Origin of the sequence: Nocardia sp. NPDC056952 (assembly GCF_042674185.1) — a bacterium.
In the GTDB taxonomy this organism is placed as follows: domain Bacteria; phylum Actinomycetota; class Actinomycetes; order Mycobacteriales; family Mycobacteriaceae; genus Nocardia.
Map to the genome: position 1 here is coordinate 446,109 of NZ_JBHURA010000001.1, position 14,997 is coordinate 461,105.

At 68.8% G+C, this 14,997-nt stretch carries 11 protein-coding genes; 4 read left to right on the plus strand and 7 right to left on the minus strand.

Features of this window, described 5'->3' with window-relative positions; translation table 11 throughout:
• Nucleotides 1-2: 2 nt before the first annotated feature.
• Nucleotides 3-674, minus strand: coding sequence for a TrkA family potassium uptake protein (locus ACFTS5_RS01960; RefSeq protein WP_067458738.1), 672 nt, complete (start codon nt 672-674; stop codon nt 3-5).
• A 4-nt stretch (nt 675-678) separates the two neighbouring features.
• On the minus strand, nt 679-1,344 hold the full coding sequence (locus ACFTS5_RS01965) for a TrkA family potassium uptake protein (protein WP_056811222.1): 666 nt from the start codon (nt 1,342-1,344) through the stop codon (nt 679-681).
• A 171-nt stretch (nt 1,345-1,515) separates the two neighbouring features.
• On the opposite strand from ACFTS5_RS01965, the gene ACFTS5_RS01970 reads away from it, so the two are divergent.
• The 3 genes from ACFTS5_RS01970 (at nt 1,516) to hpnE (ending at nt 6,365) form a co-directional block, all read left to right on the plus strand.
• Nucleotides 1,516-3,513 (plus strand): APC family permease, encoded by a 1,998-nt coding sequence (locus tag ACFTS5_RS01970; protein WP_378626697.1) that lies wholly within the window; start codon nt 1,516-1,518, stop codon nt 3,511-3,513.
• A 36-nt stretch (nt 3,514-3,549) separates the two neighbouring features.
• Entirely contained in the window at nt 3,550-4,908 is a 1,359-nt protein-coding gene (locus ACFTS5_RS01975) for a class I SAM-dependent RNA methyltransferase (RefSeq protein ID WP_378626698.1), read from the plus strand.
• Between the two features lie 62 nt (nt 4,909-4,970).
• Complete coding sequence (gene hpnE / locus ACFTS5_RS01980; protein WP_378626699.1) at nt 4,971-6,365, plus strand: hydroxysqualene dehydroxylase HpnE; 1,395 nt, start codon at nt 4,971-4,973, stop codon at nt 6,363-6,365.
• Here the strand turns inward: hpnE and ACFTS5_RS01985 are convergent.
• Both ACFTS5_RS01985 and glsA read right to left on the minus strand, forming a co-directional pair.
• The gene (locus ACFTS5_RS01985) at nt 6,346-7,017 is read right to left on the minus strand and encodes an SIMPL domain-containing protein (RefSeq protein WP_378626700.1); all 672 of its coding nucleotides are present in this window, start codon (nt 7,015-7,017) and stop codon (nt 6,346-6,348) included. The two genes, hpnE and ACFTS5_RS01985, sit on opposite strands and share 20 nt — an antisense overlap.
• A 73-nt stretch (nt 7,018-7,090) precedes the next feature.
• Complete coding sequence (gene glsA / locus ACFTS5_RS01990; protein WP_378628283.1) at nt 7,091-8,899, minus strand: glutaminase A; 1,809 nt, start codon at nt 8,897-8,899, stop codon at nt 7,091-7,093.
• Nucleotides 8,900-9,216: 317 nt separating this feature from the next.
• On the opposite strand from glsA, the gene dxs reads away from it, so the two are divergent.
• Nucleotides 9,217-11,115 (plus strand): 1-deoxy-D-xylulose-5-phosphate synthase, encoded by a 1,899-nt coding sequence (dxs, locus tag ACFTS5_RS01995; protein ID WP_378626702.1) that lies wholly within the window; start codon nt 9,217-9,219, stop codon nt 11,113-11,115.
• A 375-nt stretch (nt 11,116-11,490) separates the two neighbouring features.
• Here the strand turns inward: dxs and ACFTS5_RS02000 are convergent, their stop codons facing one another.
• The 3 genes from ACFTS5_RS02000 to ACFTS5_RS02010 all read right to left on the minus strand — a co-directional run bounded on the left by ACFTS5_RS02000 (nt 11,491) and on the right by ACFTS5_RS02010 (nt 14,908).
• Nucleotides 11,491-12,330, minus strand: a complete 840-nt coding sequence (locus ACFTS5_RS02000; protein ID WP_378626704.1) for a class I SAM-dependent methyltransferase — start codon at nt 12,328-12,330, stop codon at nt 11,491-11,493.
• Nucleotides 12,331-12,458: 128 nt separating this feature from the next.
• Complete coding sequence (locus ACFTS5_RS02005; protein WP_378626706.1) at nt 12,459-13,136, minus strand: response regulator; 678 nt, start codon at nt 13,134-13,136, stop codon at nt 12,459-12,461.
• Nucleotides 13,133-14,908 (minus strand): ATP-binding protein, encoded by a 1,776-nt coding sequence (locus ACFTS5_RS02010; protein WP_378626707.1) that lies wholly within the window; start codon nt 14,906-14,908, stop codon nt 13,133-13,135. The genes ACFTS5_RS02005 and ACFTS5_RS02010 overlap by 4 nt, the downstream gene beginning before the upstream one ends.
• Between the last annotated feature and the right edge of the window lie 89 nt (nt 14,909-14,997).

Sequence of the window (14,997 nt, forward strand, 5' to 3'; positions counted from 1 at the left end):
ACTTACGGCCGCACGCCGTGCGTCGCCAGGGTGAGCCGCAGATCCTCTTCGGCCTCCACCGAGGTGACGAACAGCAGTTCGTCGTCACCCTCGAACGGATCGTCGGGTTGCGGCACGATGACCCGGCCACCACGCAGGATCGTCACCAGCGCGGTATCGCGCGGCATCTTCAAGGTCCGCACCGGCTTTCCGGCCAGCTGGGTGTCGGCGGGCAGGGTGATCTCGACCAGATTGGCCTGCCCTTGCCGCAGCGTCATCAGCCGCACCAGATCACCCACCGACACGGCCTCCTCGACCAGCGAGGCGAGCAGCCGCGGCGTCGACACTGCCACGTCGACGCCCCACGACTCGTTGAACAGCCATTCGTTGCGCGGATCGTTGACCCGCGCCACCACCCGGCGCACCCCGAACTCGGTCTTGGCGAGCAGGGCGTGCACCAGATTCGCCTTGTCGTCGCCGGTGGCCGCGATCACCACCTCGTAGGTCTCGAGATCGGCGTTCTCCAGCAGCGACAGCTCGCAGGCGTCGGCGTGCACCCAGACGGCGTCGGGGATCGCGGCGGGATCGATGTGGTCGAGCTGGCGTTCGAGCAGCATCACCCGATGTCCGCCGCGTAGGAGTTCCCTGGCGATCGAGCGCCCGACCGCGCCCGCTCCGGCGATGGCGACCTTCATGTGTTCAGTCCTCGCTCAGTGGGGCCTTGGCGGCCAGGGCGATCGCCTCGCCGACCGTGCCGGACGTGGCCGCGACATAGACGACGTCGTCGGCCTGGACGATCGTCTTGGATTCGGGCAGCAGGCCCTGGCCGAAGCGCAGGATGAACGCCACCCGCACCTGCAAGTCGCGTTCCAGATCGCGCACCGTGCGACCGGACCAGTCCTCGTGCAGGGTCAGCTGGGTCACCGCGACCGCGCCGGTGGGATCGCGCCAGGTGGTGGTCGAGTTGTCACCGATGAGGGTGCGCAGGAACCGGTCGGTGGTCCACGGCACGGTGGCGATGGTCGGGATGCCGAGTCGTTCGTACACCTCGGCGCGCTTGGCGTCGTAGATGCGAGCGACGACACGTTCGACGCCGAACATCTCTCTGGCCACTCGTGCCGAGATGATGTTGGAGTTGTCACCGGAGCTCACCGCAGCGAAGGCGTCGGCGCGCTCGATCCCGGCGCGGGTCAGCACCTCACGGTCGAAGCCGACGCCGATCACTTCCTGCCCGGTGAAGCCCTCACCGAGGCGGCGGAAGGCGGTGGGATCCCGGTCGATGACCGTGACCTCGTGACCCACCCGGGTCAGCGCACGCGCCAGTGACGAGCCGACACGCCCGCACCCCATGATCACTACGTACACCGTGCACCCTCGTTCCTTGCCTACCCGTGGCGTCCGGCAAGGACCGTACCCGCCGGATGCTCCCATCGCCCATTTTCCCCGCGCCGACGCGGGGCAAACAATCCGGACATCGCCGTGACGCCGATCAACGTGCGCGCGAAGGTGCTGGTGAACTCCTCTATGCTCAGCCCGGTGTCCAAGTTGACGACGGCAGCCAAGCGTGTGCTGCTGGGCAGGCCGTTCCGTAGCGATTCGCTCGGCCACACGTTGTTGCCCAAGCGTATCGCTCTTCCGGTCTTCGCCTCCGACGCGATGTCGTCGGTCGCGTATGCCCCGGAGGAAATCTTCCTGGTGCTGTCGGCGGCGGGCATCTCGGCCTACGTGTACGCGCCGTGGGTCGGGCTTGCCGTAGCCCTGGTGATGGCGGTGGTCGTTGCCAGCTACCGGCAGAACGTGCACGCCTACCCGTCGGGCGGTGGTGACTACGAGGTCGCGACCAAGAACATCGGACCCAACGCCGGTCTGACGGTCGGCAGCGCGCTGCTGGTCGACTACGTGCTCACCGTCGCGGTGTCGATCTCCTCGGCGGCGTCGAACATCGGGTCCGCCATTCCGTTCGTGGCCACACACAAGGTGTTGTTCGCGGTGGTGGCGATCGCGATCCTGACCGCGATCAACCTGCGCGGCGTGCGCGAATCCGGTACGGCGTTCGCGATTCCGACCTACGCGTTCATCGTCGGCATGGTTGTGATGCTGGCCTGGGGCCTGTTCCGTACCTACGTGCTCGGCGACGATATCCAGGCCGAGTCCGCCGGTTTCGGGCTCAACGCCGAAGACGAGCACCTCTACGGCTTGGCCTTCGCCTTCCTGATCGCGCGCGCCTTCTCCTCCGGCTGTGCGGCGCTGACCGGTGTCGAAGCCATCAGCAACGGCGTGCCCGCGTTCCGTAAACCCAAGTCGCGCAATGCCGCGACCACCCTGCTGCTGCTGGGTTCCATCGCGATCGTGCTGCTGATGGGCATCATCATCCTGGCCCAGAAGATCCGCGTCGTGTACGCGCACGACCCCGCGCACCTGGTCGGCGCGCCCGCCGATTATCACCAGAAGACCCTGATCGCGCAGATCGCCGAAGCGGTGTTCCACGGTTTCCCGATCGGCTTCTTCTTCATCACCATCGTCACCGCCCTGATCCTGGTGCTGGCCGCCAACACCGCGTTCAACGGTTTCCCCGTGCTCGGTTCGATCCTGGCCCAGGACCGCTACCTGCCCCGTCAGCTGCACACCCGCGGCGACCGGCTCGCGTTCTCCAACGGCATCCTGTTCCTCTCGGGTGCCGCGATCGCGTTCGTGGTGTTCTTCGGCGCCGAAGTGACCAAGCTGATCCAGCTCTACATCGTGGGTGTGTTCGTCTCGTTCGTGCTGAGCCAGACCGGCATGCTGCGGCACTGGACGCGCCTGCTGCGTACCGAGACCGACCCGGCGCAGCGCAGGCAGATGATGCGTTCCCGGGTGATCAACGCGATCGGTCTGACCGCGACGGGCGCCGTGCTGATGATCGTGCTGGTGACCAAGTTCTTCGCCGGCGCCTGGATCGCGATCCTGACGATGGTGGCGATCTTCGTCGTGATGAAGCTGATCCACAAGCACTACGATTCGGTCTCGCGCGAACTCGACGAATCCGACTGGGACGGCGTGCTGCCCAGCCGCACCCACTCGCTGGTCCTGGTGTCCAAGCTGCATCTGCCCACCCGCCGCGCGCTGGCCTTCGCGCGCGCCACCCGCCCGGACACCCTGGAAGCGGTGACGGTCAACGTCGACGACGCCGACACCCGCAAGCTGGTGCGCGAATGGGAGAACAGCGAGATCAACGTGCCGTTGAAGGTGATCGAATCGCCCTATCGCGAGATCACCAAGCCGGTGCTCGAGTACGTCAAGCGGGTGCGCAAGGACGCCCCGCGCGACGTGGTCACCGTCTTCATTCCCGAATACGTGGTCGGCCACTGGTGGGAGCAGGTGCTGCACAACCAGTCCGCGCTGCGGTTGAAGGGCAGGTTGCTGTTCGAGCCCGGTGTGATGGTGACGAGTGTGCCGTGGCAGCTCAGTTCCTCCACCAGGGCCAAGCAGACAGCCGATGTGAACGCACCGGGTTCGGTGCGTCGAGGTTTCGAACGACCAGGACGTCGCGAATGAGCGGCGCGCCGGTCGAGGGTGAGAGTGGGTGTGGCCGTGAGTGATTGGAGCGGACAAGAATTCGAGGTGCGTCTCGGGGCGCCCGGGCACGGTGGGTTCATCGTCGGGCGCCACGAGGGCCGGGTCGTGTTCGTGCGACATGGGCTGCCCGGTGAGCTGGTGCGGGCGCGGGTGACCGAGGATCGCGGCGGTTCGTTCTGCCGGGCCGACGCGGTCGAGATCATCGAGGCGTCCCCGGACCGGGTGCCCGCGACCTGTCCCGTGTCCGGGCCGGGCGGTGCGGGGTGCTGTGACTTCTCCTTCGCGACGCCCGCGGCGCAGCGCGCGCTCAAGGCCACAGTGGTGGAAGAGCAGTTGCGTCGGTTGGCCAAGATCGAGCGCGAGGTGACGGTCGAGCCGATCGCCGGTGATTCCGGTGAGGTCACCGGTGGCTGGCGCACGCGGGTCCGGTTGGTCGTGGACGGAGCGGGGCGCGCCGGTGTGCACCGTTACCGCAGCACCGAGGTGATCGCGGATCTGCGCTGCCCGCAGCCTGTCGCCGGTGCGCTCGACGGCGTCGCGGATCGGTTGTGGACCCCGGGCGCCGATCTGGTCGTCGCGGTCGACGGTGACGGTGTGCGTCATATCGTCGAACTGGCCGAGACTCCTGCTTCCGGTCCCGCCGGCCGCCCGCAGACACCGCGTGGCGCGAGCCGTGGTCGCGGTCAGCGCCCGGGGCGTCGTCGTGAGTCGGCGCCGCCGGTGGGTGACGAGCGTGGCGCGATCCGGGACCGGGCGGCTTCGCGGAAGTCGGCGATGAACGCGCCTCGTGAGGAGTGTGTGGTCGAGGGTTCGGGTCGCGTCGTCGAGTATGTGGCGGGGCGTCGCTGGGAATTGTCGGCGACGGGATTCTGGCAGGCGCATCGCGGTGCGGCGCAATGCTATTCGGACCTGATCGCCGAGTGGTCGGGGCTCGCTCCCGGCGGTTCGGGGTGGGACCTCTACGCCGGTGTGGGCGTGTTCGCTGCCCGCCTGGCCGAGCAGGTGGGGCAGACCGGGGCGGTGACCGGGGTCGAATCCGCTCGTTCGGCGGTTGCCGACGGGGTGGCGGCGCTGGGGGATCTGCCCTGGCTGGAACTGCGTAGTGAGCGGGTCGAGCCGTGGGTTCGCAGTGCTTCCGGTAGGCCGGATGTCGTGGTGCTCGATCCGCCGCGGGCGGGGGCAGGCAAGGATGTCGTCGCCGCTGTGGCCGATGCCGATCCGCGCCGGATTGTTCACATCGGTTGCGACCCGGCGGCTTTCGCTCGTGATCTGGGGTTGTACCTGGACGCCGGGTACCACCTGTCGGAGCTGCGGGCCTTCGACGCCTTCCCGGCGACGCACCACGTCGAATGCGTGGCGCTGCTCGACCGCTGAGTGTTCGGTGATCCCGGACGAATCCACCGATAGAAAGAGAGAGTTCGCGCTACATTGTCTCAATGGTGGACGTGAACGACTCACGCCGGTTCGTTGTCATCGGGGGTGGGCTGGCCGGGCTGGCCGCCGCCGTGTGGCTGGCGGAAGCCGGTGAACAGGTGACCCTGCTGGAGCGGCGAGGTCGGCTCGGCGGCCGCACGCAGGCGATGGGGGTTGCCGAGGTGGACGACCTCGCCGACAACGGCCAGCACGTGGTGGCCAGTGGGTACCGGAGCCTGTGGCGGTATCTGGAGAGCGTGGGCACGCTGCAACACGTGGAGTTCCCCGGGGCCGGGAGCCTGCGCTGGCCGGGCGGTCGCGCAGTCATGTTGCACACCAAAGGTTTCGGAGCCGTGCGCACGCTGATGGGTGCGCATCCCGACGCGGGACCGCTGGAGCGGCTGCGCGCGCTGCGTTCCGCGCTGACGTTGGTGCGGCAGGCGCTGTGGCAGCCGGCCTACCTCGCCGACATCACCACCGACGAGTGGTTCCGGCGCCTGGCCATGCCGCCGAAAGCGCGGGAAGCCCTGTGGGATTGGCTCGCGCTCGGCATCGCCGCGGAACCGGTGGACAGGGAGTCGGCGAAGGTGTTCGCCGATGTGCTGGCCACCGGGGTCCGGATCGGGATGCGGACCCGGAAGGGTGTGACCATCGGCTACCCCACCGTGGATCTGGACACTCTCTACATCACCGGTGCCGAGAAGGTCTTCGAACGTCACGGGGTCGACGTGCGCTACCGGGCGGTGGCCCGCAAGATCGTCATCGTCGACGGTGAAGCGACCGGGGTGCAGCTGGCGGACGGCTCGGTGGTCGAGGCCGATGCGGTGATCTGCGCGGTCCCGAACTCGAGTATCAGCGGGCTCCTCGACGACCTGCCCGAACACGCCGAAATATACGCTGCCGCAGACAAACTGGGTTTCACCCCGATCGTGAGCACGAACCTGTATCTGGACCGGCCGCTGAAAACCAAGTCGGCCATGGAGGCGCTGATCGGCGGCACCGGAGTGATCGATCAGGTCTTCGACCGGCAGCGCATGCACCGGCGCGCGCCCGACGGCACCTGGCTGTACTGCCTGACCACCAGCGGCGCCTACGAGCAGATCCACAAGAGCAACAGCGAGATCGTCGCCGAGCAAATGGATCTGATCCGCCGCTACTACCCGGAAGCCGCCGAGGCTCAGGTCGTCACCGGCCATGTGGTGAAGATGCCGAAGGCGACCTTTTCCCAGGTTCTCGGTACCGACAACCTGCGCCCCGACCAGCGCACCTCGGTCCCGAACCTGATGCTGGCCGGCGACTGGACCCGCACGGACTGGTGCGCCACGATGGAAAGCGCCGTCCAGAGTGCCGAACGCGCCGTCGAAGCGCTGCTCGCCCAGCCGGAGCAGACCGGCCGCGTCAGTCGAGGGCCCAGGTGACGCGGACGCTTGCTCCGACTTCGGTTTCGCCGGGGACCACGGGAACCGGGGAGCTGGCTCGGGCCATCAGCATGGGGGCGGAGTCCATTTCCGCGCTGATGTCGTAGGCGCGGGAGCTCGGAGGTGAGGTGTCCTCGGTGATCTGGAGGACAGCGCCCAGGCTCACTCCGGCGCGGGTCGCGTACTGCTCGGCTTTCGCCTTCGCGTCGTCGTAGGCCGCGTCGCGGGCTTGCTCGAGCAGGGGGTCCGGGTCGGCGATGCCTCGGGTGAGGCCGCCGAGGCGGACATCGTCGCCGCCCGCGTTCACCGCGGCGGCGACCGTTTCGGCGGGGTCGATGCCGGTGCCTTCGCGCAGCGACACACTGAGGCCGGTGGAGGCCAGGTATCCGGCGATCTCGTTGCGCCCGTTGTCGGTGTAGACGGTTTCGGTGCGCACGCTCAGGCCACTGGTGGCCATGTCCGCGTCACTCACTCCGGCGGTTCGCAGCGCTGCGACGACCGCGCTCACCCGGTCGCCGGCCCGCCCGTAGGCCCCGGCGACGGTGTCGGCGCGCGATTCCACCGACAACGTCAACCGGATCAGGTCGGGGACCGCGCGCACCACGCCGCGCCCGAAGGTGGTCGTGCTCGCCTGCCAGGACTTCTTGCTCACCGCGGTACTCCTGTCGGTCGAAGGCTGCTGTGCTGCTCAACGTCTCGCGTAAGGACCGAGTTCCGCCCGGCGGTCAGTAGTTCTCGGCGTTGCCCGAGATGGTTCGGACGGTGGCTTCCATCTGCGCGTATGCCCCGGCCGCGAGCCGTTGCAGCAGGGCGAGTTTCAGCTGCGGGTGCTGCTCGGCGAGCTCGTCGAACACGGCCGCGCTCATCACCGCCACCCGCAGCCCGGTCTCGGCGACGATGTCGTTGACGAACTTCTCGCCGGTCAGCATCGGGATCTCGCCGAACGACATCCCCGACGACAACGTCACCAACCGGTGCACCCGCCCGTCGGTGCCCGCGAACGTGGCTCGCACCCGCCCGGCGAGAATCAGATACAGCCCGGACCGTGGCTCGCCGCGCTCGGCGATCACCTCGCCGCGGGCGAAGGTGCGGGCGACGAAATCCGCGCACAGCCGGTCCCGGTCGGCGGCGGCGAGCCCCACCAGCAGCGGATGCTCGTGGAGGTCGATCGACGTGGCGGCGCGCGTTCCCGGCGGTCGATGCCGGTCGAGCACGATGTCCTCACACCATTCGGTCGCGGTGTCGCGGTCGACGAACACCCGCCCGCGCGGATCGTCGGGATCCAGACTCGACACCTCGTGACCGAGCTTGGCATCGGGATCGACCAGCGCCACACGGCTGCCCCGGCGCACCAGCTCGGTCTGCAACTGCTCGACCATCCCGCGGGCCACCTGGCTCACCTCGCCGACCCGGCGCAGGTCGATCACCAGCGCGTCGAGCTCGTCGGCGTTGCCCTCGATCGCGCGCACCGCCCGCTCGGCACCGGCGAACAACAGGTCGCCGTGCAGCTCGTAGACCCGCGCACGGTCACCATGGGCGGCCAGCACCTCGGCCTCCTCGGGGGTGCGGCGCAGTCGCGACGGCAGCTGCGCGACCGAGTAGTCGGCGCGGATCGCGGTGCGCGCCGATCGGGTCACGTGACAGAAGTGCAGTTCGAGCCGCCGCGACAGCTCCCGGCACGCCGCCACCCCGCGCACGCTGTTGCCCTGCCCGTCCAGCCTCGGTGAATACACCGAGATCCCGAGCTGACCGGGCAGCACCGCGATGATCCCGCCGCCGACCCCGCTCTTGGCGGGCAGCCCGACCGTGGTCACCCAGTCACCGGCGGCGTTGTACATGCCGCAGGTGGTCATCACGCTGAGCACCCGTTCGGTGAGCGAGGTCGACAGCGCCCGTTCGTGTGTCTTCGGATTGACCCCGTTGTCGGCCAGGGTCGCCGCCATCACCGCCAGATCGGCGCAGGTGATCTCGATCGAGCACTGCCGGAAGTACCGGTCGACCACGTCGTCCGGATCGACGTCGATGATGCCGACCGAGCGCAACATGTACCCGATCGCCCGATTGCGGTACCCCGTGCGGGCTTCGGATTCGTAGACCGCCTCGTTCATCGTCAACTCGCGCCCGGCGAAGCGGGAGTAGCAGCGACGGACCCGCTCGAACTTGTCGGCGGCGTCGCGGCCGTCGATCAGCGAGGCCGCGGTGATGGCCCCGGAGTTGATCATCGGATTGCTCGGGCGCTGGGTGTCGGGTTCGAGGCTGATCTCGTTGAACGGTTCACCCGACGGCTCCACATCGATGTGCTCGGCCACCTCGTCGAGTCCGCGATCGGCCAGCGCCAGCGCGTAGGTGAACGGCTTGGAGATGGACTGGATGGTGAACCCGATGTCGGTGTCGCCGACCTGATAGACGAGTCCGTCGGCGGTCGCCAGGCACAGTCCGAACGAATCCGGTGCCACGGCGGCGAGCTCGGGGATGTAGTCGGCGGGTGCGCCGGAGGTGTCGTCGCGACAGACCGCGTACACCTCGTCGAGCATGCCCGCCACCACACCAGGGTCGATCGTGCGCGTCGCGCCGTGCGGTCGAGTCACAGCGTCACTGTAGGTCGCGGCGTCGATGGCCCGGTCCTGGACGCGCGGGGGAGATTGTCCTCACAGCCCAGAACTCGGTGAGGTAAGCCTTGGTCGAACCCGATTTCCGCCCGCGCGTCCTGTTCACCGGGCCTGCGGCGGTATCGTCGTCGCGACCGTAGAGCTCGCCGTGCCCGTGCTGGGAAGGGCCCGCGAGCCTGTGCCCGTCACGCGGGCAAATACACTGGGCTGATCACAATGTAGTCCGGAGGGAGCGAGTTCAGGTGGGAGTGCTGTCGCGGGTGGATTCACCCGAAGATCTGCGCCGGCTGAGCGTGCCGCAGCTGCGGGAACTGGCGGACGAGATCCGCGAGTTCCTGGTGCAGAAGGTCGCCGCCACCGGAGGCCATCTCGGCCCCAATCTCGGGGTGGTCGAGCTGACCATCGCCTTACACCGGATTTTCGATTCGCCCGCCGATCCGTTGATCTTCGACACCGGCCACCAGGCGTATGTGCACAAGATCCTCACCGGTCGCAAGGATCGCTTCGACTCGCTACGCAGCCGCGACGGTCTGTCGGGCTACCCGAGCCGCGCCGAGAGCGAACACGACTGGGTCGAGTCCTCACACGCGTCAGCCGCGCTGTCCTACGTCGACGGCCTCGCGAAGGCGTTCGCGCTCACCGACCAGGACCGCACCCCGGTCGCGATCGTCGGCGACGGCGCGCTCACCGGCGGCATGTGCTGGGAGGCGCTCAACAACATCGCGGGTGCGCCCGATCGCCCGGTGGTGGTGGTGGTCAACGACAACGGCCGTTCCTATGCCCCCACGATCGGCGGACTCGCCGACCGCCTGACCGCCCTGCGCACCCAGCCCGCCTACGAGCACGCGCTCGACGCCGGGAAACGCATCCTGAAAAGCATTCCCGCCGTGGGTGATTCGGCGTACTCGATGGTCCACGCCCTCAAGGCCGGGATCAAGGACGCGGTGAGCCCGCAGGAACTGTTCTCCGATCTGGGCATGAAGTACGTCGGCCCGGTCGACGGCCACGATCTCGTCGCGCTCGAGGCGGCGATGCGGCGTGCCAAGGACTTCGGTGGCCCGGTCGTCGTGCACGTGGTCACCCGCAAGGGCAACGGTTACGAGCACGCCGAGAACCACGTCGCCGACCAGATGCACGCCTGCGACCCGATCGACCCGCTCACCGGCCGCCCGCTGGCGGGCAAGAAGGCCAAGGGCTGGACCGCGGTGTTCTCCGAGGAGCTCATCGAACACGGTGCGCGCCGCGACGACATCGTCGCCATCACCGCCGCCATGCCGGGCCCCACCGGCCTGGCCGCGTTCGGTGAACGCTTCCCCGAGCGCATGTTCGACGTCGGCATCGCCGAACAGCACGGCATGGCCTCGGCCGCCGGTCTGGCGCTGGGTGGCATGCACCCCGTGGTCGCCATCTACGCCACCTTCCTCAACCGCGCGTTCGACCAGCTCCTGATGGACGTGGCATTGCTGAAGCAGCCCGTCACGGTCGTGCTGGATCGCGCGGGTGTCACCGGCCCCGACGGCGCCAGCCACAACGGCATGTGGGACTTCTCGCTGCTGGGCATCATCCCCGGTATCCGGGTCGCGGCCCCGCGCGACGGTGCCACGCTGCGGGAGGAACTGGCCGAAGCGCTCGCCGTCTCCGACGGACCGACCGTGCTGCGGTTCCCGAAGGGCAGTGTCGCCGAGGACATCACGGCCGTCGAACGTCTCGACGGGCTGGATGTGCTGCGACTGGCCGTGCCTGGTGCGAGCTCCGCCCAGTCCCAGCACGGTGACGTCCTGATCGTCGCCGTCGGCCCCTTCGCCGACACCGCGATGAAGGTCGCCGAACTCCTCGAACCTCGAGGCATTTCGGTCACCGTCGTCGACCCGCGCTGGGTCATCCCGGTGTCGGACACCTTGGTCAAGCTCGCGGAGAACTACCGCCTCGTGGTCACCGTCGAAGACGGCGGCTTGCACGGCGGCATCGGCTCCACCGTCTCCGCCCGCCTGCGCGACGCGGGCCTGGACGTCCCCACCCGCGATCTCGGTGTGCCCCAGCAGTTCCTGGACCACGCCTCCCGCAACGAGATCCTCGAAGAACTCGGCCTCACCCCCGACGCCATCGCCCAGCGGATCGGCGGCTGGCTGCAATCACGCTGACCAGAGCCGGATAGCGCCCGCCGCGTGTCGGGCGTTGTCCACCTCGGGCGTTGCGTACCCTCGCTGCCGAACGGACTGCTCGGGATTCCGATCGGCAGGAGAGTAGCTGGCCGCCGCCCACCGCTGACGATGTCGTGCTCGCCTCCTCCTCGTCCTCGCTGCTGCCCACCGACTTCTCCCAGGGCAGCGCCGCGGCGGACCGCAATCGACTCACCGGACAAGTCGGCCATGGGCATGGTGGTCCAGCAAGTCGACGCCGCCTACGGCAACGGCGCGCAGAAGTACGAGCAGGGCGTGACAGCCCGCGACGAGAAGACCCGGGCGATCCTGCATGCCCTCGGCGAGGATGCCCGAAACTGCGCGGCTCGACGGTGTCTAGTGGCCGGGCCGCCGGGCGACGACGGCGAAATTCAACGGGATGCGCGGTGCGCCGTCGGGTAATGTCCACCCCTGCTCGCAGGGCACGAGATCGGTGAACGCGGGCCAGTCCATCGTGGGCAGCTCGGTCAGCGCCTCGATGACGAGCCCGGCTCCGAGCAGCGCTCCGACGATCTCGCCCAGGTCGTGGCGCCACTCGTGATTGGTGGTGTGCGCGATCTGCCCCTCGGATTCCTCGGTGTAGGTCCCCGAGTCCGAGTAGCTGCGAGCACCGCCACCGCCGAGATAGTCGTCGTCGATCTCCCACGGTTCGAACTGCATCGCACCCAGAATCGGATGGTCGTCGCGGATCACGAACACCCCGCCCGGCTCGAGCAGGTCATGGATCGACCGCGCCCACGCGGTGAGCTCCGGCAGCCAGACGATGGTTCCCGCGCTGGTCACGATGGTGTCGAAGCGCCGGTCGAGCAGCGAGGAGGCGAACCGCGCGTCGCCTTCGACCCAGGTGATCTCGCGACCGTCGGCCGCGGCGATCCGCGCGGCGTGCCGCAGCGAGTTCGGTGACAGATCCAGTCCGTGTACCTCGATCGCGCCCAACCGCGCCCAGGACACGGTGTCGGTCCCGATGTGACACTGCAGATGCAGCAGGGATCGCCCCCGGATCCCGGATTCCGGTAGGTGCGGGGCCAGGACCGCGAGATCGTTGCGCACCACCGAGGAAATGTCGTCCGGGTCGGCCAGAAAGGCGTCGACGTCGTACATCCGCGAGCGCGCGTGCACGTCGGCCCGGTCGTCCCAATTCGCGCGGTTGGCGGCGATCGCTTCGGCTTCGAGCACGGCGTGACCTTTCGACGACGGTGTGACGGCGAGGATCAACGCTAGTTGCCGGGTAACCGCCGGGTCGACTGATTTTGTGTCGCCGGGTCTCTCGGCACGCAGCGGGTCGTCGGCGCGGGTCGCGTCGCTCAGGGCGTGCGGCGGACCGGGGAGTATTCCTGTTCGGGGCGGCCGGTGGTGCCGTAGCGGAGTTGCATGCGTAGATCGCCGGTGGTGACGAGGGCGGCGAGGTAGCGCTGGGCGGTGGCCCGCGAGATTCCGATCGCGGTGGCGACCTCACCCGCCGACATCGGGGCAGTGGCGCCGTGCACCGCCTGGAGTACGAGTTCCTTGGTGGGGGAGGCGGTGGCAGAGCCCCGGTCCGGGGTGGCCGGGGTGGGCCGCAGCGCGTCGAGCGCCGCGTCGACCTCGCGTGCGCTCACCTCGGGGACGGCGAGGATTCTGCGGTAACGGGCATAGCCGGCCAGGCGGGCGGCGAGGACGGTGTGATCGAACGGTTTCACCAGATACGCCAGCGCTCCCGCCGCCGAGGCGGCGCGGACCGTGGCCGATTCGGTGGCAGCGGTGAGCATCATGGCGTCGCAGTGCAATTCGCGCACCAGGTCGATGCCCGACCCATCCGGCAGATAGACGTCGACCAAGGCGAGATCGATGGCGCTCGTGGCCAGTGCCTGACGGGCGGCGGCAACGGTGTTGACGACCGCGCCGACGGCGAATCCGGGTAGCGCGCCGACGATTCCGGCATGCATGTTCGCCACCCGGAAGTCGTCATCGACCACGAGCACGGTGTAGTCGGGCCGGTTCACGACACTTCTCCCTCGTTGAGCACGCCGGGTAGGCGCGCGATGAACTCCGCCCCGCTCAGTTGTCCACCGGCGCAGGCTGCCGAGGCCAACCACACATCGCCACCGAGCGCCCGCGCGACCTGCCGCGACAACGCCAGCCCCACCCCGCGACCTCCGGGCACCCCGCCACCGTGTTTCGTCGAAACCCCGTCGGCGAACAGCGAATCCACCAGTTCCGGTCCGATTCCCGGACCGCTGTCGGCGACGGTGATGTGCAGCGTTGATCCCTCCTGCACCAACTCGGCCTCGACCAGCGCGCGGGCCTGCGCGCCGGTCTCGTTCGCCACGGAATCATCGCGGATGCGTGCGTCGAACTCGGCGGGCCCGCCCGACCCCGTGGCGGCAGGGTCGACGACGCGCACGGCATCGATGGCATTGTCGAGCAGATTGCCCAGCACTGTCGTCACATCCACCGGCGCAACAAGATTCGCGTCCACCCAGGTGCTCGGCCCCAGCCGCAACGACACCCCGTTCTCCCTGGCATGAGCGGCCTTGGCGGCGAGAAACGCTTGCAGATACGGATCGCGCACCGCATCGATCCCCGGCATGGCGGCACCGAGCGGCCCCGACCCGAGCAGCTCGTCGATGTACTTCGCGGCCTCGCTGGGCCGATCGCCGTGCAGCAACCCACTGAGCAGATGCAACCTGTTGGCGAACTCGTGCCGCTGCGCCCGCAACACCGTGCTCATCGATCGCACCGCGTCCAGCTGCCGGGTCAGCGACTCCACATCGGTCCGATCGCGCACATCGAGCACCGCCCCCAGCGCACGCCCCTCACGGGTGACCGTCCTGGCGGTGACCACGACGATCCGATCACCGACCGCCGCCTGCACCGGCTGCCCGTCGGCGCTGCGAAATGCCTCGAGCACGCGCGGCGTGAGACCGATCGAATCCACCGAACGTCCACTCTCCCCGTCGATTCCGAGTAGGGCGCGCGCCTCGTCATTGATCACCGTCGTGCGCCACCTGGCATCGACCGCGACCACCCCCACGCCGATCCCGTGCAGCACCACATCCTGTTCGCGCACCAATTCGGCCAGCTCGGCGGGCTGCAGGCCCAGGGTCAACCCGTGCCACCGCCGCGCCAGCAACACCGACCCCGCGATCCCCGCGAACAGCGCGCCCATCACCAGGACGGCGGCCCGGCGCAGGTCGCTCACCAGCTGATCGCTCACCGCCTCGGTAGAGATCCCGACGCTCACCTCGCCCACCACCCGATCCGAACCGGGTTCGCGCACCGGCACTTTCGCCCGCACCGAGTCGCCGAGTGTGCCGTGCTCGCGAATCACCACCTCACGCCCTGCCAATGCCTCCGAGGGATCCGTGCTCACCCGCGCACCCAGCCGCACCGGGTCCGGATGCGCCAACCGCAATCCCGCGTCATCGGTGATCACCACGAACAGTGCCCCGGTCCGCAGCCGCGCCGCCTCGGCCGTCTGCTCCAGTTCCCCACTCGCGAGCTCCGCGCGGAGCAGCGGCCCCGGCTCCAGCGCCGCGTACCGGGCGACCTCCTGGCGCACCACCGGATCACTGGCGACGGTGCGCGCGATGGCCAGAGCCCGCTGCCCGTACTCGGCCGACAACCGCTGATCGCTCAGGTAGGCGAACACCCCGAACGCCAGCCCCAGGATCAACGCCACCAGCGCGACCTGCAGCAACACGATCTGCGTCCGTAGCCGGACACCACGGGGGAACAGCCTCACCGGCTCAGTGTAGGCACCCCCGGTGGCCATGAGCACAATGCGCACAACGTCCGTATCGCCGCTTGCGCAGGTTGTGCGCACAAGCGCGCGCCCTGTGACCCACAACACTTACCGTGCGA